General features: G+C 47.9%; 18 protein-coding genes. 7 read left to right on the top strand and 11 right to left on the bottom strand.

Features of this window, described 5'->3' with window-relative positions; all coding sequences use genetic code 11:
- Window positions 1-22 precede the first annotated feature (22 nt).
- On the bottom strand, window positions 23-1747 hold the full coding sequence (locus tag K0C01_RS12515) for a TraB/GumN family protein (RefSeq protein WP_221170027.1): 1725 nt from the start codon (window positions 1745-1747) through the stop codon (window positions 23-25).
- Between the two features lie 85 nt (window positions 1748-1832).
- On the opposite strand from K0C01_RS12515, the gene K0C01_RS12510 reads away from it, so the two are divergent.
- Entirely contained in the window at window positions 1833-2438 is a 606-nt protein-coding gene (locus K0C01_RS12510) for a protein sorting system archaetidylserine decarboxylase (RefSeq protein WP_221170026.1), read from the top strand.
- Between the two features lie 43 nt (window positions 2439-2481).
- Here the strand turns inward: K0C01_RS12510 and K0C01_RS12505 are convergent, their stop codons facing one another.
- Window positions 2482-4617: a CDC48 family AAA ATPase gene (locus K0C01_RS12505; RefSeq protein WP_221170025.1), complete on the bottom strand. Its 2136-nt coding sequence runs from the start codon at window positions 4615-4617 to the stop codon at window positions 2482-2484.
- Window positions 4618-4777: 160 nt separating this feature from the next.
- On the opposite strand from K0C01_RS12505, the gene K0C01_RS12880 reads away from it, so the two are divergent.
- On the top strand, window positions 4778-4912 hold the full coding sequence (locus K0C01_RS12880) for a DUF7128 family protein (protein ID WP_255568316.1): 135 nt from the start codon (window positions 4778-4780) through the stop codon (window positions 4910-4912).
- A 61-nt stretch (window positions 4913-4973) separates the two neighbouring features.
- Here K0C01_RS12880 and K0C01_RS12500 read toward each other — a convergent pair whose 3' ends face one another.
- Window positions 4974-5411 (bottom strand): DUF5796 family protein, encoded by a 438-nt coding sequence (locus tag K0C01_RS12500; RefSeq protein WP_221170024.1) that lies wholly within the window; start codon window positions 5409-5411, stop codon window positions 4974-4976.
- A gap of 91 nt (window positions 5412-5502) precedes the next feature.
- On the opposite strand from K0C01_RS12500, the gene K0C01_RS12495 reads away from it, so the two are divergent.
- Window positions 5503-6357 (top strand): shikimate kinase, encoded by an 855-nt coding sequence (locus tag K0C01_RS12495; RefSeq protein ID WP_221170023.1) that lies wholly within the window; start codon window positions 5503-5505, stop codon window positions 6355-6357.
- Window positions 6354-6620 (top strand): chorismate mutase, encoded by a 267-nt coding sequence (locus K0C01_RS12490; RefSeq protein WP_259372375.1) that lies wholly within the window; start codon window positions 6354-6356, stop codon window positions 6618-6620. Before K0C01_RS12495 ends, K0C01_RS12490 begins: the two co-directional genes overlap by 4 nt.
- A gap of 162 nt (window positions 6621-6782) precedes the next feature.
- Here the strand turns inward: K0C01_RS12490 and K0C01_RS12485 are convergent, their stop codons facing one another.
- Both K0C01_RS12485 and K0C01_RS12480 read right to left on the bottom strand, forming a co-directional pair.
- Window positions 6783-8489, bottom strand: a complete 1707-nt coding sequence (locus K0C01_RS12485) for a PH domain-containing protein (RefSeq protein WP_221170021.1) — start codon at window positions 8487-8489, stop codon at window positions 6783-6785.
- Window positions 8486-8953: a PH domain-containing protein gene (locus K0C01_RS12480; RefSeq protein ID WP_255568447.1), complete on the bottom strand. Its 468-nt coding sequence runs from the start codon at window positions 8951-8953 to the stop codon at window positions 8486-8488. The genes K0C01_RS12485 and K0C01_RS12480 overlap by 4 nt, the downstream gene beginning before the upstream one ends.
- Before the next feature lie 262 nt (window positions 8954-9215).
- Between K0C01_RS12480 and K0C01_RS12475 the strand changes: the two genes are divergently transcribed.
- Both K0C01_RS12475 and K0C01_RS12470 read left to right on the top strand, forming a co-directional pair.
- On the top strand, window positions 9216-10301 hold the full coding sequence (locus tag K0C01_RS12475) for an NADH:flavin oxidoreductase/NADH oxidase (RefSeq protein ID WP_221171273.1): 1086 nt from the start codon (window positions 9216-9218) through the stop codon (window positions 10299-10301).
- A gap of 57 nt (window positions 10302-10358) precedes the next feature.
- Complete coding sequence (locus tag K0C01_RS12470) at window positions 10359-11027, top strand: DUF7547 family protein (RefSeq protein ID WP_221170019.1); 669 nt, start codon at window positions 10359-10361, stop codon at window positions 11025-11027.
- A 134-nt stretch (window positions 11028-11161) separates the two neighbouring features.
- On the opposite strand, the gene K0C01_RS12465 is transcribed toward K0C01_RS12470, so the two are convergent.
- The 5 genes from K0C01_RS12465 to K0C01_RS12445 all read right to left on the bottom strand — a co-directional run bounded on the left by K0C01_RS12465 (window position 11162) and on the right by K0C01_RS12445 (window position 16168).
- Window positions 11162-11539, bottom strand: coding sequence for an OB-fold domain-containing protein (locus K0C01_RS12465; protein WP_221170018.1), 378 nt, complete (start codon window positions 11537-11539; stop codon window positions 11162-11164).
- A complete protein-coding gene (locus K0C01_RS12460) occupies window positions 11536-12687 on the bottom strand; it encodes a thiolase family protein (RefSeq protein ID WP_221170017.1) in 1152 nt (383 codons plus the stop codon). Before K0C01_RS12460 ends, K0C01_RS12465 begins: the two co-directional genes overlap by 4 nt.
- A 92-nt stretch (window positions 12688-12779) precedes the next feature.
- Window positions 12780-13019: a hypothetical protein gene (locus tag K0C01_RS12455; RefSeq protein WP_221170016.1), complete on the bottom strand. Its 240-nt coding sequence runs from the start codon at window positions 13017-13019 to the stop codon at window positions 12780-12782.
- Window positions 13020-13190: 171 nt separating this feature from the next.
- Window positions 13191-14498 carry a malate synthase AceB gene (gene aceB, locus K0C01_RS12450; RefSeq protein WP_221170015.1) on the bottom strand — a complete coding sequence of 436 codons (1308 nt, stop codon included), beginning with the start codon at window positions 14496-14498 and terminating at the stop codon, window positions 13191-13193.
- A 359-nt stretch (window positions 14499-14857) separates the two neighbouring features.
- Window positions 14858-16168: an amidase gene (locus tag K0C01_RS12445; RefSeq protein ID WP_221170014.1), complete on the bottom strand. Its 1311-nt coding sequence runs from the start codon at window positions 16166-16168 to the stop codon at window positions 14858-14860.
- Between the two features lie 172 nt (window positions 16169-16340).
- Here K0C01_RS12445 and K0C01_RS12440 point away from each other — a divergent pair, with 172 nt between their 5' ends.
- Window positions 16341-17435: a hypothetical protein gene (locus K0C01_RS12440; protein WP_221170013.1), complete on the top strand. Its 1095-nt coding sequence runs from the start codon at window positions 16341-16343 to the stop codon at window positions 17433-17435.
- 20 nt (window positions 17436-17455) lie between these two features.
- Here the strand turns inward: K0C01_RS12440 and K0C01_RS12435 are convergent, their stop codons facing one another.
- Window positions 17456-19471 carry an acetate--CoA ligase family protein gene (locus tag K0C01_RS12435; protein WP_221170012.1) on the bottom strand — a complete coding sequence of 672 codons (2016 nt, stop codon included), beginning with the start codon at window positions 19469-19471 and terminating at the stop codon, window positions 17456-17458.
- Window positions 19472-19782: the final 311 nt, after the last annotated feature.

Genomic DNA, 19782 nt, shown 5'->3' with positions numbered 1-19782 from the left:
TGTAATCGTGAGCTACGCACACTCACAGTAGATCACCGATCATTCGTATACTGTTTTGGGCTCCCTCAACCATCATATCTCCGATTTCAGAAACTCCACTTACTCCCTCGAAGAAAAATGATAGAACCACAATTGGGAATAGAATGGTAGCGATAAAGCTTCCCACGTTTGTCAACGCGACAACAGTTATCAATCGGAACAGCGGCACATCGTACATATCTCGAAGCACATCACCGATCGGGCGATCTTGATCCTCAAGCAACTCGTTGAGACGTCCAATATCAGCAATATTGACAGGGCGATATCGAAGCTCAATATATCCTGCAAACCAGCCCGGAGCAAGTAATGGATTAATGCTGGTAAGCCATGCAACTGATCCACCAACAAGTGCGCTCGGTAGCTTGGCACCAGCGAGTCGTGCAGCAGTAAATGCAAAGATTCCATTGAACGCAAACCACGCAAGGAAGATCTGCAATAGAAGTGTATTTTGAACGCCAGCCATCGCAAGCAAGAAGAAAAACAGCAGGAATCCGATCATTACGACATAGCCAAACAGCTTGAAGAATGAAAACCGGCTTCCGGATTCAGTTCCTGTGATTGAATCAAGTGGTGGAAGACTGTCTGGGTCCTGCAGATATGACTCAATTCCGGCACGGTGGCCCGCACCAACTACGGCAACAACGTCGTATCCAGCTTCGCGCAGGCCGAGCAGTTTGTGTGCAATAAATGCATCCCGTTCGTCAATTAGTGCCTCTGCCCCGCCAGGTGAGAACTGTCGAAACTCTTCAATCATCGCTGTAACCACATCTGTGTCTGTAAGCTCCTCAAGTCGATCCTCTGTCAGTTCCTCTTGTTCGACATCCGTCCGGAAAAGGAAGCCCAGTGCAATTCCAAGAAGCGTCCCTCCGAGGACGCCAATCGTTCCACCAACTACAGCCCGGAGTATACGCTCTCCGGTCGTCGCAAAGTCAATTGTTCCAACGAGTGGCAGTGCTGTTCCCGATGCAGCTAAATAGACCCCTGCAGCAACGCCGATTCCGACACCAGCAACAGCACGCTGTATCAATCCTACAGACGGAGCAAACGTAAGCGCGACGATTAACCCACCGAGGGCACCAAGGACGGCACCACCGATGATATTCACAACTGCTGTACTACCTAATCCAAGCGCGAATATACTCCCGTATCCGAATACGGGGGCAACAATTACTCCGGCAATAACCCCGACAAAGAGACCAATCGTAACCCCAAGTGTAATTCCAATTGATGTTGGCTTTGCAGCACCTATCGCAAGACCACCAACTAATTTCAACTTTTCCGTAAATGTCAGTCTGCTCCAAAAACGCTGAATGGTCGTCTGGATATCTCGGTCAACAAGAGCCACATCAATTCCAAATGACTCTGCTGTCTCAATCGCTGCACGCATGTCGGCTCCCGGCTCCACACCAAATCGACTTCCCATCCGATTTTGCACATAGGAAAGAATCCAATATGCAATAAACTGGAATACTGTCCCTCCGCCAAGGAGGTCCTTTGGGTCGATATCCTCTGGTGTCTCACCTTTGAACTGCCGATAACGCGTTTTATCCAACTCTACGGCAACAATATCGGGGCGCTCCTCCGAAATCGTCTCCTCTACACGCTCTGCGCTTTTAGATGACACATGTGCAGTGCCGACAAGTGTAACTGATCCATCACCGTCTGGTGACTTAGAAGCTACCCGATCCGGCACATCCTCCCCGCTCATTGCCTTCGATTAAGAGTGTCACAGCCTTTACGATTGTCGAAGCAGACCGGAATAGGCTTCTGTCTGATCATTGTAACTTATAATAATGCGCGTGGCCCCGACTGCGATTCGGTATGCCGGAGGTGTGTTTTGTCTTGGTGTATTCCTGCTACCGTTTGTTCCCGTACTGAGCCTATTATTTGCCGGAGTGAGTGCGTTTATTCTCTTTTTTCATCGAGATCCACAACGGGTTTCACCGAAACATGGTATCTTAGCTCCTGCAGACGGAAGAGTTCAGCAGATTACTACAGATGACTCTGGACAAGTCACCGTACAGATCTTCATGAATCTCCACGACGTACATGTCAATCGGGCACCTATCTCTGGAGATGTCATTGACATAACACACTCTCCTGGTGCCAATCGACCAGCATTTACGAAAGACTCAGACCGTAACGAACGGATGCATATTGAGATCGATACTTCAAACGGATCATATACGCTGACACAGATTGCCGGTGCTTTTGCTCGTCGTATCCACACATATCCAGAACAAGGAGAAACTGTGACACGCGGAGACCGAATTGGTCATATCTCGTTTGGGAGCCGCGTTGATCTTACTCTCCCAGAGCATGTTAACCGAGACCAACTTGCTGTTCAGGAAGGGGAGAAAACACGAGCTGGTGAAACTGTGGTTGTAGCAGAAACATAACCTTTGATCTGTTATCTCAGTTCTGTGATGTCAGCATAACAGCTCAGGTTGTACTCCGATCTACCTGCTCAATTGCGGTATCAAAGTGCTCTTTGTGGATTATAATCTCGTCCGCCTGCTCGTTTGCTTGTGCCGGCCCATATTCTGCGGCCGCTTCACGAATCGCCTGCATTGAAGCCTCACGTGAAATTGCCTCGATATCAGCACCAGTATATCCCTCAAGTCGTTCGGCAAGTTCATCGAGATCTACATCATCACCAAGCGGTTTCCCCTTGGTATGTACAGCTAAAATTTCACGACGTGCTTGCTTATCGGGATGGCCAATTTCAATGTGTGTGTCAATACGACCAGGTCGGAGAATTGCTGGGTCAATTGCTTCTTTCTGATTTGTGGCTGCGAGAACGATCAAATTCGGGTTCTCTTGTAGCCCATCTAATTCTGTCAGTAGTTGTGAAACAATACGTTCGGTGACGTCTGACCCACCGGTTCCCCGCTGACTGACTATCGCGTCAATCTCGTCGAAGAAGATTATTGACGGTGCTGCTTGCCGTGCCCGGTCAAACACGTCACGGATTGCCTGTTCGGACTCACCAACGTATTTATCAACGAGTTCTGGCCCATCAACATGAACGAAATTCACTTCTGTCTCTCCAGCAAGTGCACGTGCCAGTAACGTTTTTCCTGTTCCTGGTGGCCCGTACAGGAGAACACCACTTGGTGGATCAGTTTCTGTTTCGGTAAACAATCGTGTGAATGAAAGCGGCCACTCAACAGTTTCTCTAAGAATTTGTTTTGCGTCTGCAAGCCCTCCGACATCTGCAAAGCTTGTTTCTGGGGCCTCTGCAACGAACTCCCGCATTGCAGATGGATCAACTCGCGCAAGAGCAGTGTCGAAGTCCCGTTTTGTTACAATTGTCTCTGCCTGTCGATCCTCGCGAATACGGGACAGTGCTTCCATGGCTGCCTCGGTTGTTAACGCATCCATGTCAGCCCCGACAAAGCCGTGTGTGCGACTAGCCAACTCATCAACATCAACATCATCCGCGAGTGGCATATTCCGTGTATGTACAGCCAGAATCTCTCGACGTCCCTCAACGTCAGGCACGCCAATCTCAATTTCTCGATCAAACCGCCCTCCACGACGTAGTGCCGGATCAAGTGCGTCAACACGGTTGGTTGCACCAATTACGATAATGTCTTCACGGGGATCCAATCCGTCCATCAGTGAGAGCAACTGTCCGACAACACGGTTTTCTAGGTCTGATTCCTCATCTCGCTGCCCAGCGACACTATCAATCTCATCGAAGAAGATGATAGCTGGTGCATTCTCACTGGCGTCTTCAAATACCTCACGCAACCGCTTTTCACTCTCGCCTTTGTACTTTGAGATTATCTCGGGGCCATTGATTGTGTAGAATGAGGCGTTAACCTCGTTTGCGACCGCTCTGGCAATTAAGGTCTTTCCTGTTCCCGGTGGACCATATAATAAGACACCTTTTGGAGGCTCAACACCAAGCTTTTGGAATAATTCCGGCTGCTGGAGAGGTAACTCGATCATCTCCCGCACCTGCTCTAACTCCTCATCAAGCCCGCCGATGTCTTCATATGACACACGCTGCGAAGAGGATTCTGTTTGTTTTGTGGATGGTGCTGCTGTATCTGTACCCGATGTTTCTTCCGTAATCTTGAGTTTAATCTGTGTACTATCAGTAACGCGTACAGATCCATCAGGTCTTGTCGAGATCACTTCAAACGGCTCCGTAGTAATCTGCTCAATTGTAAACTGTTCTCCGGTGCTAATAGGACGAGATTTTAGCACACGGCCAATTGCTCGTCGAAGCACCCCTCTATCAACATCAGACAAAGCACTTGGCACACCAATTGAAACTATCTTGGCCGACTCAACCGACTGCGGACGAACTTTCACCGTATCTCCGATGCTAACTCCAGCGTTAGCCCGAGTGTCAGCATCAACCTTGATAACGTCCGTATCAACTGACGATGTAGAAGGCCATACCTGCGCAACTGTTTCTGATGTCCCCTCAATTACAATTGTATCGCCACTGAGAACACCCAGTTCGCGGCGAGCAGCCTCTGAAATCCGTGCTACGCCACGTCCTGCATCACTTTTTTCTGCTGGCTGGACACGAAGGCCGAGCACAGCTGACTCGTCTGTCATTACTCATCTATACGTGACCGATAAACTTCAAGGTCTTGTGCGAGCCCGGATCTCCTGGGACAGTATTCTTTAACCACTTTGGTTTATCGGACTAATATCAGTATAAATATATATTGGATTTATGGAAACTCATAATTATCTCGAAATGATAATGTCATACATGGTCACACAAACTGAGCGAGACGGATCAATCTGGTTTGAATGTGAGGAATGTGGACTTTTATTTGATAACGAGCAGGATGCTATGCAGCATGAAGAAAATTGTGACGCCGAAGAGCCGTCATATATCCAATAGTTCAGAAAGGGGAAAGATTTGATCAATTCTCTGCACCGTCTTTATTCATCCGATTGGTGGGTCACTCACTTTCTGCGCTCGGGATCAACTCATAATACTGGTTGTATCGCTGACCTTCTTCGAATACAAATACGCGTCCATCAATTGCTTCTAGATCGGCATCAACCACAACAGCGTAACCGTCGGCTGTTGCGGTCACGTTGGGGTACACTTCTGTTGTTTCATCAGGCTCGACAAAGACCCGTCCAACGCCTGAGTCCTCAAGAATTTCAGATTCTGTGTTCAGCTCGTTGACATACGTGAGTACTCCCTGTGTGTTATCAGAATTGGTCACAAGTACCTGAACCAATTGCCGAGGTTGTGTGCGTATTGGTGGTGCTGTTGGCTCACGCTGACCATCGTAGGAGACCACTCGTCCATCAAGGTACTCGATGGTGACTTGCTCATCAGTGACCTCAACAGAAAGTGTTTCTGGAGCAACAGAGTCGCGGTAGTCCATACTATCGATACTAGGATGACAGGTAAACAGGTTGTGGTTGTCTCAGACAGCTACCAGAGAAGATAAGTAACGCGCCGTCTCTGACATAGGCATGCGCGGAAAAGCAACGGCTCCAGCTGCAGGGACAATTATCAATGCACTTGCAACGGGACATGGGTCTGCGTTTGCAATCCAGGAATCAATTACTGCTACTGTTGAACTTGATGCAGAACAAGACTCTGTATCTGGTACAATTACTGAAGACCCATCAGCAGATACAGCCTTAATTGAACGTTGTGTATCAATGGTCACTGATCGGTATGGAGGGGGCGAAGGGGGGACCGTCCAGACCGAAAGCGAAATTCCGCTCGCAGCTGGATTAAAAAGTTCTAGTGCGGCTGCAAACGCGACAATCTTGGCAACACTTTCTGCACTTGGGAAAGCTGACGAGGTTGATCGGACAACAGCATGTAAGATTGGCGTTGCAGCTGCCCGAGATGTTGGGGTCACGATCACAGGAGCATTTGACGACGCTTCCGCCAGCATGCTCGGTGGCGTAACAGTAACCGATAATTCTTCTGATAGCCTCCTCCGTCAGGACACATTTGAGTATGATGCCCTTGTCTGGACTCCACCAGAACGGGCCTATAGTGCAGATGCTGATGTCGACCGCTGTAAACAGATTGCGCCGATAGTTAAAACTGCTACTAGATTGGCTAAAAACGGACAGTACACAGAAGCGATGAATGTCAACGGGTTGGCATACTCAACTGCACTTCAGTTCCCAACTGAGCCAGCACTTGAGGCTCTACCCCACGTTGCTGGCGTCTCACTTTCAGGAACCGGACCAAGTGTTGTTGCTATTGGTAATCAAGAAAGTCTAAAAGAGGTCAAACATATGTGGGATATAAGAGACGGAAAAACATGGCTGACAACAACACAGAATTCGGGAGCACAAACGATATGAGTTTAGAAGAGCTTCGAGAAGAGATTGAGTCAATTGATCATGAGCTTGTTGAGTTAATCGCGCGGCGAACATACGTCGCTGACACAATTGCTGAGGTCAAAGAAGAACGGGGGCTGCCAACAACAGATGAAAGACAGGAAGAACGTGTTATGGAACGAGCTGGACAAAATGCAGAACAGTTTGACGTCGATGCTAACCTTGTTAAAGCTATTTTTCGCCTCCTCATTGAATTGAACAAGGTCGAGCAAAGAGACAACAGATAGCACTAAGCGGGAATCTGAGCTCGTAAGCGGCACAAAGCAACTGCTTCGATAGACACCCACAGAACAAAAGATGCGGATGTCCAGAAACCTGTCCTGAGGCACTCGACAGGAACCAATCAAGTTGTCGCTAATCCCAACATAGCAGGCAACTTCGACTTTCCGTCACTTCGATTTCTGATCAGACTGAGTATCGTTGTTACGGATCTCTTCCTCACTAACGTAAGTGAACGGCGTGTCATCAGTAGACGCATCTGATAGTGGTTGCGATGTTGTTGATTGAACTTGATCCATTTCTTCTTCGGGTTGTGTCATTTCTCCTTGTTGTCCAAATGAGTCATCGTTATCTGAAATTGACTGTAAGTCTTCAGCATCGAACTCATCCGCGGTAACAATCGGGGCAGCGAATGATCCATACTTTCGTCTACGTTTTTTACGTCGGATTGACTCAAACATCTCATCGATGACATGCTCTCGTAGTTCACGAGCGACTTCTTCATCGATATCAACTGCTTTGCTGTTGTCTGTGGTCAAACTCTGTGATCCTGCTGTATCAACTGTCAGTGTGGCTAGGTTCCATCGCATCTGGAATACAGACTGTCTGTCAAATGTCACCTGCACACGATGATACGGCACTATCTTGATTGTTCTATTCCAGAAGCCATTTCGTGTCAGGATATATCGATCCGTGATCAAGTACCCCCGATGCTTCCATTTCAGGTGTGCTGCAGGGTATGTCAGTACTAGACCAACAAGAATCCAGTACCAATCAAATTCGAATCCAGTGTAGTTTGTCACGAGGAATCCAATTCCAGCTAATCCGAGAACAATCCAGATATACCGTCGGAAATAACGCTGCCGAGTTCGCTTTGGCGGCCGAGTAAACGAGAGTTCGTTGAATGGCTCGATATCACGTGCTAATTGCAACACCCGACTGCGCTTGGCAACAGGAATCGCAGACTGTGACCCACCTGACTCACCTGGTGAATACCCAGCTGTCTCAACAAGTAGGGATGCGTATCCCGTTAATCGGGCCAGCACATTTTCGGAGATAGTCAGGGCCTGAATCTTTGTTAACGGAATAGTGCCGCTGAATCGTTGCAGTAGTCCTCGTTCGTACCGAAGCTCATCACCGTTACCGAATAATTTGAAATCATAGTAGTTTGTAACAGAGTAAACAGCACTCAGTGCAGCAGTGAGAATGTATAACACAAGTAAGGCAATTGGAACTGCCACCAATAGCGAGGACGCTGTTCCAAGAAGGCCGATAATCTCAGGCGCAAAGGCAGAAATGGCAAGGACAACCACAAGCAGGAAGCGTGAATCAAGTGATATTATCCCAAGGATTACGAGCTCCTTTCCGCTAATTTCAAACAGTGGCTTTGCATCCGACGTTTCCGTTGTTGGATCTACCGTTCGATCTTGCTCAGCTTTGCGCTTAAGATCACTTAGCTCATCCTGCAGCCAGTGTGCTGTCTCTGTACCTACATAGCGAAGCTTTGCTTCAGTTGAGCCACCGCCAGCAGTCTCTACTGACACGACAGCAAGTCCGGCTGCACGCTGGAATACGTTTCTATTGATTGCAACATTTTGAATCCGTTCGTATGGGATTTCTCGCTCACGTAGTGAGATAACACCTGATTCGATATCAAGCGTGTCATCTGTCAGATGATACTCAAACCGTCGATAATAGGCGACTTGCCAGATAGCGATTCCAGTAACGAGCAAAATTGTCGCTATTCCTAACGCAACGAAGGTAAGTACTCCTTCCGTCTGCGTGGTAATGAGTATCCCCAATAAGATCAGGATACCGATCAGACTAAGCAGATTCTCGACGATTCGGAACGGAATCGAAAGTCGATGCAGTTTCATACCGCTGTTTCGCCCTCTGCTGCGATTGCAAGCTTTTTCAAACGATGCTGAAGCTCTTCTGCCTGTTCGGCATCAAGCCCTGGGATTGTCACATCGGCTCCTCTGGATCCTGCCGTGTAGACAACAGAACTTGAAAGACCTAGCAAACGCTCGATTGGACCGCGGCTGGTGTCCACATGCTGAATCCGAACGAACGGAACTGTCGTTCGAACGCGAACAATCACACCTCGCTCAAGATATAGGGCGTCTTCTCGCACCTCGTAGCGCCAGATACTGTAATTCAGGAACGCGTGGGCGACTCCAAGAATAAACACAACGACGCTAACACCGACAGGAAGTAACTCTGGGCCATCGATCAGCACTATGTTAATTACATACGAAATTGCGCCAAGAATTAGCGCAATTACAAGTGCTCGAGCGGACCAGATGTATTGAATACGAGGGTGCAAGTCCTGAACTGGAATTGTTAACTCTGCTGGATCAATCTCATCCGGGTCTTCTTCAATATCGCCAACCGCTAACGACTCCGATGATGACGAATCAGAAAATGTCGACGTAGCACCATCGGATTCGTACTCCGATGTAGAGCCAGTATATTCATCATCTAGTTCCTCAGAATCACTCATCGTATTGATGTTGATGGTTGTCTCCTAAAAACAAGTGGATTTGGATGAATCCGTACCACAACTACTATCCTACGAGAATGCGGTATTCTTGGCACGAACAATGGATTTATTTTCTGAGTTTCCATTGCGTGAGTTATCCGTTCCAAATCGTGTGATGATGTCCCCGATGTGTCAGTATTCTGCTAAGGGCGATGGTGTTCCAACTGAATGGCACCACGTACACTACGGATCACGAGCAGTCGGTGGTGCAGGCATCATTATGTTAGAGGCCACAGCAGTCGAACCAAGAGGCCGTATCTCTCCCGGCGATCTCGGGATTTGGAATGACACACAACAGGCACAATTCGAGCAGATTACCTCATTCATTCAAGATCATGACTCGGTTCCGGCTATTCAACTTGCCCACGCAGGACGAAAGGCAAGTACTGCAGTCCCCTCGGAAGGTGGCGATGGGCTTATGCCAGATGAAGGTGGATGGACTACGGTTGGACCGACCGATAATCCTTATCCACGGGACGGAACAACTGTTCCAGTGTCTGCCCTAGCGACCGAGGATGTCCAAAACATTGTCAATGCTTTTCGAGATAGTGCCGTGAAAGCACGAGATGCTGGCTTCCAGATTGCGGAGATACACGCTGCACATGGATACCTTATTCATCAGTTCTTGTCTCCGGTGACAAACCAACGCGACGATCGATATGGAGGATCCTTCAAAAACCGCACTCGATTCCTACGAGAGATCACGGAGGCAGTCCGATCAGTCTGGCCAGATAACTTGCCAATCTTTGCTCGAATCTCTGCAACAGATTGGCTTCCTGACCACGAATCATGGACAATTGAAGACTCCACACGAGCGGCTGAGATGCTTGCAGAGTGTGGTGTCGATTTGATTGATGTGAGCGCTGGCGGTCTTCATCCAGACCAACAGCTTCCGGACACTGGGCCAAACTACATGGTCCCGTTTGCTGAAACAATTCGAGAGCAAACATCTGTTCCTGTCGGTGCAGTTGGAAAAATCACGAGTGGTGAGCAGGCCGATGCGCTGATCCGGAATGGCCGAGCTGATCTTGCTGTTGTTGGAAGAGAGCATCTTCGAGACCCGTACTTCACACTACATGCTGCACGACAATTGGGACGAACAGATGACATTGATTGGCCAGTACAGTATCAACGCGCTGTTCGATGAGCTCCGATTCTTGTTGATGCCCGACCATTTTTGCCGATACAGCGACTAATAGATTCTATGAGCGACCGGGATGACGCTGACTTAGCGAACACAGCAGCTGAACTTGAGCAATCCATGCGAGAACTGCAGGCCGACCTAGAGGAAGATCTTCCACGAGGACCGCTCGGATTCCCTCGCCTACCTTCTCCCGGAGAAGTACTCCGATATGCTGATGAGGCAGTTATTCCAGCTATAATTGCTATTCTTGAGGCGAATATCAAGATATTGGAGGCGATTCAGAAAGCCATCCGTCTGGCTAATACTGGACAGACGGTACAGCGAGAATCAAAAGCCGCAGTCGACCGTGCTTCACGGGTCGGCCAAGAAACAGTCGAGCGATTTGACAGTGCATTAACAGATCTTCAGACCATGGTTGAGCAAGGAAAACTGCCAGAGAACGAGGCAGCACGAGAGATTTTAGAAGAGGCTCAAGACTTACGCGATGAGTTACGGAAACAGACAGAAACAGCTCGTGATGAAACCGATGAGACGCTGTCAGAAAACAAATCAGCGTTAGAGGCCCCAGAAGACGAAGATGAGGAAGACCCGGACGAAGTTACAATTGATATTGATTCCGAACTTGAGTCAATTATGCAAGAGTATGATCTGGAAGAGGACGATGACGATGAGCTGCAGTCTGATGGTTCTGATGATGGATCTGATGACGATAATGAAGATGAAAGCTAATCGGTGAGCTAACATATTGTCATCTGCACAGCGAGTTCAGAACACTACTGACAAATTATCTCAATAACGGAACGGTTTCTGCTGAGAGGGAGTTACTGTAAGAGTGATAGATTGCTAAGAATTATTTCAGCACTTCAGACTGCCTCGAACTGGAATCCGTCCCACCGCTGACTCTCTGCCTCTCGAATGCCAGCTTCTGGATTGCGGAGCTCCTCACTATATACCGGCTCAACCTCATCACCAATCTCTATATTATCATCTGTGACCTGTCCAATTGCTCGAACAGGTGTTCCGTCGACGTCAAATTCGACGATAGCTAGGTGATTTGGCTGGCGTACTCCGGGCGGAGTCGCTGTGGCGGTCGTCCACGTAATAACTGTCGCTGTATAGTCTGTGAGGTCAACTGTCCCTACTGGCTCGGAACCGTCAGGACCAAGCGGATGTCCTGGATACGCCAGCGAGCCATCCTCATAGCGATACGCCTCCATTGATGGGTTATTATCTTCAGTCATGCTTGCTCCATAATTGTTGTAATGACACAGTTTCCAAATCCACCGACATTACAGGCCAAACCAACGTCTGCATCGACCTGTCGGTCGCCTGCTTCGTTCATTAGTTGTTTGTATATTTCATACCCCTGTGCAACACCACTTGCACCCAGTGGATGGCCTTTTGATTTTAGCCCTCCAGACGTGTTGATCGGCAATTCACCATCGATATACGTTGTCCCTTCCATGGCATGTTCCCAAGCTTTGCCAACATCAGCGAATCCAAGCCCTTCCATTTGGAGGAACTCAAGAATTGTAAACATATCGTGAAGTTCGGCTACGTCGATATCCTCAGGGGACTTTCCTGCCATCTCGTATGCAGATTCCCCACTTTCAACGACACCATTCATCACTGTCGGATCTGGACGCTGGTGGACAACGTGCGTGTCAGTTGCTCCAGCAATACCTGAGATAACAACGTAATCATCAGTGTATTCACTAGCTTTTGACTCTGGTACAAGCATCAATGCTGCACTACCATCAGTAATCGGGCAGAAGTCATACAATCGAAGCGGATCAGCAACAATTGGACTCTCTAAGACCGTCTCCTTATCTACTTCTTTCTGGAACTGGGCATGAGGATTTTGCGTCCCGTGATAGTGATTCTTGACAGCTACCTCTGCCAGACTCTCTCGTGGAGCATCATGCTTGTCAAGATATGCTCTGGCTGTCAGTCCAGCAAACGATGGCAACGTAATACCATGTTTATATTCTGCTGGATGGGTCAGTGATGCGATGACGTCTGTCGCTTCTGATGTTGTTCGGTGAGTCATTTTTTCTCCGCCGACCAACAGCGTACAATCACTGGCTCCACTGGCAACTGACTGCCATGCAGCATAGATCCCTGCCCCACCGCTTGATGAGGTTTGGTCAATCCGCTGTGTGTATGCTGGCATCGCATTTAGATCATGCGCAAGTGCGTTTGCTGTTCCTGTCTGCCCTTCGAACTCTCCGCTTGCCATGTTTGATACATACAGATGATCAACTGCATCTCCAGACACTCCTGCGTCTTCCAAACAGGCAATGCCAGCCTCGGCGAGCAAGTCTTGAATCCACGTATCTCGCTCGCCAAACTTCGTCATGGACGCTCCGATAATCGCTACATCCTCCATATTCCGACACATTCATCGTGGCTATATTAGTCCTGCTCAACTAGCTCACGATTCTCAAGTCAATCTTCAGAAAAACATACCGCTTGGACCTGCTATCGCTGCCGTAATGTGATGACTGTACCAATTGCGTCTCCACTCTCAATTGATTCGGTCGTAACGTTTACGCCGAGTGGCGACTCCTCAAGTGTTTCCTCAATAAGTGATCGTAGCTTATCAGCTTCTGCTCCTTCGTCGTACAATTCGATTCGTGTGTTTGTTCGATTTTGTGATACACCTACCACCTTGTAGCCATTATCCTCAAATGCTTCCCGCAGTGTGTCCATTTCAGCCATAAGACAACCTATCACCGCTGCCTTGAAAAATGCTACCGAAATTTCAATTTATAGCGGTAACGAGGCGAAAGCCCATCGGATTTAGCCTGTGAAGGGGGTCAAACTCAGTATACTTGTCGACCGTCAGAAATCAAGAGAAAATAAGATATGCGAACTGGAAGCTACCTGCAATTAGTTTCCGACTTCCATGGCACGTTCAACGACATCCTCACTATAGATCTCTGCGAGGGCTTCGTGCTGGTCAGGACGGTTTTCATAGACATCCTGGAAGAGGGAAACTGGGACCATCAGTGCCTGATACGTTGCTTCGTCCCACATGCGGTCGGAGCTAATATCGACTTCAACGCCATCAATGCTGACAGTTGCTGATCGTGTCATTGCGATTGCGCCGCGTCCGGCCTCTTTGGCTGCTTCGAATTCTTCCATTGAATCAACGATGTCGCCGAGGCTTGGGACGTAGCTTGTTAAGTCAAGAATCTCATCTTCGAGTTCTTCCTCATCGACTACAACAGTGTTATTTCCAACAGTCAGCTCATATCCGCCTTCAGTTTCACTGAGCGAGATTCGATCGCCGTTATACACTTGAACTCCGTCTTCTTCACGAAGTTCGACCTCCCGATCATCAGCTTCGATAAGCCAGTATCCGTCTTCTGGAGGAAGTGCGCCCTTGTTGGCTTCAACAACTTGGCCTGGCGTCAACGCCCACATTCCAATTAGGCCTTTCTCTCGGTTCTCAGTCATCCGCTCATGGTAGCCTTCAACATCACGGATTTCATCGTACGGTCCATCAACAGAAATCAGACCAGCAGCACTCGCGGCGCGAGAGGTGTTGTGTCGGAGTTCTGCCCATGGAGGTAAGTCGCCTGTCGGCGTCATTGCTCGCATGTCTTTTGTGTAGTCGACTTCCCCATTCACGAGCATGAACAGACGCTGTAGGTTATTCGATGGCTTGCCCATCTCGTTTCGGAGTTCCTCCATTGCGAGTTCTGCAGAACCACTCTCGATAATCACTGACATTGCAATAGAGCCTTCTTCAAGTCCATACTCATTTTCAACAATTGTGAGGAACTCGTCTGCCTTTTTCCAATCGTCAATGTCTCCGACTTCTGGAATGACAAACCCATCAATGTGTTCAATTGCACCCTTCTCTGGATCAGCAATCGTCATTATCTGCTGAAGACCTTGGTGTCGAGTTCCGGGATCATCGCGGTGCCAGACAACACGTGGGTGAATCTCTCCTGGGAAGTCAGCGCCATGTTCTGAAACAACTTCAACAATATTCTCTGCACCTTCTTCGCGCATGCTTGGCGCTGTCGCGTCTTCGTTGTCTGGGACCCAAACATCAGGTGCTTCCATCCCGCGGTTTTGGATTGCGCCACGAAGCATTTTCGCAGAGTCATCCTCTCCCTCGACCGCGGTCGGGGTAGTGAAAAATGTCCGAACAAACTGTCGTGCATGTTGTCGTTCGTCAATACTCATGCCTCGTCTGGAACATAGGACGATGCTTTGTTTTAGGTTTCGATTCCTATCGACTATAATAGGATTCAATCACTTCGAAAATAACTAATATCTATCATTTATATCGATATAACAGTTATAATCCTCTATAAAGCTAATATTACGCGATATTAATTTGCTAATCCTATTTATTTAAAATCATGAAAGTATACTTCTATTCGATTTACATCATGAACATAAATGTAAATGTACTATAGTCAATAATTCTCCGACCAATCACACCAAAAACATCTGCATTTTCCCGAGTAGAGACAGTCTTTACCTGTTGTTAGAAATGATCCACAAATGATGTTTTGGCGGGTTTCTCGCTCTGAATAAAGCTAGACTAACCTATTATGATCAAGCACTGACTCAAGTTGTGCTGTATGTTGTAACAGTTGTTCGTCGGAGCCAAATGGGGCGGCACACTGTAGTCCAATCGGTAACCCAGCAGACGTTGTTGAGGCAGGCAGTGTTACTGTTGGAAGCCCAGAGTGCGTCCACGGAAGATTCATAATAGGATCGCCGGTTGAATCGATTCCTTTCGGTGCCGGACCAGGGGCGGCTGGGCTTATTATAATATCCAGTGCATGCTCGTCGAATGTTGTATTGAGTTGCGTGCGAAGTTGATGTCTCCCATTTCGAGCACTTGTGAGTGTTGCAATGTCCACGTTCTGTCCTGATTCAATGAGCTCTGCGGTCTCAGATGCGTACTGCTTCTTGTACCGAGGATACAGATGACTATGCGACAGTGCGGCTTCGGCAGCCATCAGTTTCCGATGTCGCGTATTAATGGCTTCAACATCCTTGAATACAGATAATCGACGAACTTCATACCCATGCTCCTGTAGCTGATCAACGTGGCGTTCAAAGTGACTTATAGCAGTATCACTTGCCTGTTGTAGATATGTTCCGTTAACTACTCCAATTGTCTCTAAATCATCAGTGTTAACATTGTTTTGCCAGTTGGGATACAGAACAGGTCCTACCAGTTGCGCGCTTGCAATATCCTGAGTAAAGTATCCAACATGATCGACAGACGGAGCAAGAGGGAGAACGCCGTCTGTTGGTATCCGATCGTAGCTCGGTTTTACTCCTACAATACCGCAGAACGCAGCTGGACGAGTAATTGATCCTCCCGTCTGTGTGCCAAGTGCAACTGGACAAAGACCAGCAGCAACGGCTGCCGCAGATCCGCTGCTTGAGCCCCCCGGAGTATGCTCAAGATCCACTGGATTCCGTGTGCGCGGTGGATGAAAATACGCGAATTCTGCAGTTCGAGTCTTTCCCATAACTAGTGCTCCCGCCTCCCGTAACCTCGTCACAACTGTTGCCTGCGTATCGGTGATTTCCGCAGGAGGGACATCCGCACCGGCTTGGGTGACAAACCCTGTGGCATGCATAATATCTTTCACTCCAATAGGAACCCCGTATAGTGGTGGCTTCGGGGTTGATGTCTGAGACAACAGCGCATTACGCTCTCGATCAATTCGATCCCATCGGGTTGGTTCTGAGACAAATGCCTTGATATAGTATTCAACTGCGTTCATCCGAGATTGTAGCGTTTTGTGATACTCACGCAGTGATAGGATCCCAGACCGAAGCGCCTCAACACGTTGCTGAAGTCGCTCATTTGTGACAAGTTGTTGCACACCGGATATCAGTTGTAAGATTAGTTTATTTTTTCCATGCCCTTCGGCTTCCCATGTGGAGATATGTATTTATATCAAGATACCGTCTCCCTGTAAAACTTGAAGCAGTTTTGTTGATTCGGTTGTGCCTTAGTTTATATCGTATAGCAAGGCGAGAAGAATTGAAGGTATTATGACGGTATCTACAGACACTCTGGAAGCACTGTTTGTGATCAATAAAAGAGCCAAACAGTATGCGCAGCAAGCAACTGAGGCTTACGAACGAGGCTACGGTGGATTGGCCAAAACGGACAGTTTACGCAAGGAAGCACTATATGCACTCAAGTCACACGTCCTTGCTCGACTTTATCTCCGCGGCGATGTCAAAGAGATACAACTCCACCATATTGATGATCGAAAATACTACTGCTTCAGCATTAAAGAATACAAATTTCATACCCCAATCGATGAGTTTGAACGCACTGTTCAGGAGATTAAAAGCGACACAGAGCAATCTGTTGCACAGCAAGAACTACCCGAAATTGCGCAGGAAGTAACCGAAACAAAGCAGATTGACGATTTTACTCCCTCTGAACAAATCCCAGAAGAGATGATGCCGGAACACGATGCACTCAAGCACCTATCCACGGAATTTGTCTCGCCAAATACCTTCATCTATCCATTTAATGACGGTCGTCCAGTTGGGTGGTCATATCTTCCCGGCTATATTGAGGAGGGTACGACAATCCCTGAGCCGGATTTTAAGACTGAACATGACGGCAACTTCTTACTCGAACTTGGAGACACAATTAACACAATTGAACATGGCAAGATTGTAATTCTTGATCGATACGGTAAGTGGATTTCACAACGGTTCTACAGAGATCCTATTCTTCCTCGCCCCGTCTATGATGTCCGAATCAATGCGAGTGGCAAACAAAAATCAGGAGTTCGTGAAGAGCGAATCCTTCACGAATGGCGCATTCATGTTGAGGATCCATCGAACCCGATTCCTTCGGTTAGCGGAGAACTTACTGATCTCATTGACTCCTATGAGCTAGACTTTGATGTTGGTGATGTACTGACGCTTGATCGAGACTTTGAGGAAGATCCAACAGACTGGTATGTGGATCAAATCTCGATCTGTGGAGCATTACTTGAAGTACATCTTCGTCAGTGCAATGAAGAATGGGCTGAGCCTTTAGTGCCAGACGAATTTATAGATGACATTGTAGCGATCAACAAATCAACATCAACAGTGGATTCAGGTGCTGAGAACTCTCAATAGCTCTGTTATCAGGTTGCTTACTATTTTTTGAGATACAGATCAACAGCGGTGACGCTATCCTGTGTCAACATGACTGGATTTAGATCAGCTTCAAGCACGCCGTCAACAGCAAGGTCTCCCAAGTCAGAAACGGCCTCTGCGAGATCATCAGGTTGTATTTGTACTCCTCGACCAGTAAGCAATTCAATAACAGGTGACTGCTCAAGTCGGCGCATGACTTCCTGTGCTGACACTGGTGGAATGAAGTTCAATTGAAAGTCTTCGAAAGCTTCGACATGGATACCGCCAGGAGCAACAGAGAGCACGGGTCCAAAGCTCGGATCCTCAAAGATGCCAAGCATAAGTTCCGTGCCATCGATTTGCTTTTGTACGATCGCTTGCCCGGATTCGACATTCGCAATCACATCTTCGAATGCATCAGCTGCCTGAGTAGCCCTAACACCTGTCTTTACTGCTCCTAATTCTGTTTTGTGCGCTTGGGTCGTATTCGCTTTCAGCACAACGGACCCTCCGAGTTCACTTGCCGCAGTGGCTGCTTCCTCTGGACTGCTAACAATCCGATGATCAACAACGTCGATTGAATCTGGAACCAATTCGACTGCCTGTTCCCAGTCGACAGCCTCAGTTGTACCTGAATTTGTGACTGACACTGTGTCGATTCGCTCGCCAGCAGTAGGGGGGTCCAACAGTGACGCAACTGCATCCATGCATACATCAGCATCGTAATACAGGACAGCTTCATCGCGAACCCGTTCATATGGTGACTCCTTGTCTGGACCCTCTTTTCGACCTGTCCAGAGAAATACCACTGGATCGGGGGCCTGTCGGTGGATGTCAAGCATCTTGTCGGCGATCATCTCAGCTTGTTCGCCAACAGCTGGTAGTGCAACAGCGAATACATACGCATCAAACGCATCATCAGCAAACACCACATCTGCAATTTCTGTAAATGCTTCTGTCCCCTGCTGTCGAATATCTGCTGGATTATGAATTCCACCAAACGTCAACAATTCGTCCATCTCCAACAGTTGTTGTTCAGTTTCCCCAGTAATCTCTGGTAGCGCAATATCTCGCTTTGCAGTCATATCTGCCAGTAATCCGGCAAGCCCACCACTAGTTGAAGCAACACAAACGCTGTCTCCCCCATTATTAAACTCTGCATGCAACTTTGCCCGCTCGAGTAGGTCCTCAATATCGGGAACCCGTTCAACGCCTGCTCGGTCAAAGGCGGCATTCCAGGCCTCTTCGCTTCCAGCGATTGCCCCTGTGTGTGATTCAGACGATTCCTTGGCAACCTCTGAATCGCCCGTTTTTACCGCAAACACAGGTTTTCCATGCTCTTTGGCTTTAACTACGGCATTGATAAATTCACGAGGTTGATCGATACCCTCGATGTAGGCGCAGATCGCCTCAACGGTATCATCTTCTGCCATGTATTTGATATAATCACTCATCGTAAGCCCAGTCTCATTCCCTGTTGCAATGATGTAGGCAAAGTCAATATCCTCGTCTTTAGCACGATCATAAAACGTCGCAAATGCAAGGGCTCCTGACTGACTGATTAGTCCAATCTCACCGTTGTCTGGCTCTCGCGAGCAAATCGCAGACGGGACAGTGTCTGCCTGTGGATTTGCAAACCCGATTGTGTTTGGTCCGCAGACGGCCATATCATGTTTCTCAATTACACCACCAAGCTCTGATTCAAGTTCTTCGCCAGTTTCATCGGCTTCTGAGAAACCAGCAGAGATTATCAATGCTGCTGGAACTCCCATCTCGCCTGCTTGGTCAACGACATCGATAACATAATCACGAGGGATTGAAACGACTACTAGGTCAACCGTCTCTGGAACATCGCTGATGTCATCATAGCATTTCTGCCCAAATGCCTCTTCGCGGTTAGGATTGACATAGTAAATCGGATTGTCGTATCCATAGTCTAACAAGTTCCGGATTAAATTGCCAGAGTACCGAGCATCAGGACTCGCACCAACCACCGCAATTGATGCCGGATTCAGCAATGCATCAACTTGCGACATACTGATCACCTCGGTACAATTTGCTGACTGCGTACTTTGCTTGCCGATTGACTCTTGTTGCTATGACTCTGTCCGACTGGTCTGTGTTATACATAGGTTCTGCATGTGCCGAATGATACTGCCTATTTGCTGTACCAGTACACAAATACGGTCGTGTTTTGCTTACTGTCGAACTGCGACAAGTCATATGTCGAAATCTGCACATACAAACGCCCGTGTTTCACTTAATGGTTAATTATAAATCAAGAATTACGCCAAAATTTGGTCAGGGATATAATGCGCTGTGGAACCGGAAAAACACTCGCTCAAAT

Origin of the sequence: Salinarchaeum sp. IM2453 (assembly GCF_019693215.1) — an archaeon.
Lineage (GTDB): Archaea > Halobacteriota > Halobacteria > Halobacteriales > Salinarchaeaceae > IM2453.
The sequence above is the reverse complement of the archived record's forward strand: the minus strand, read 5'-3'. Positions and strand labels throughout refer to the sequence as shown.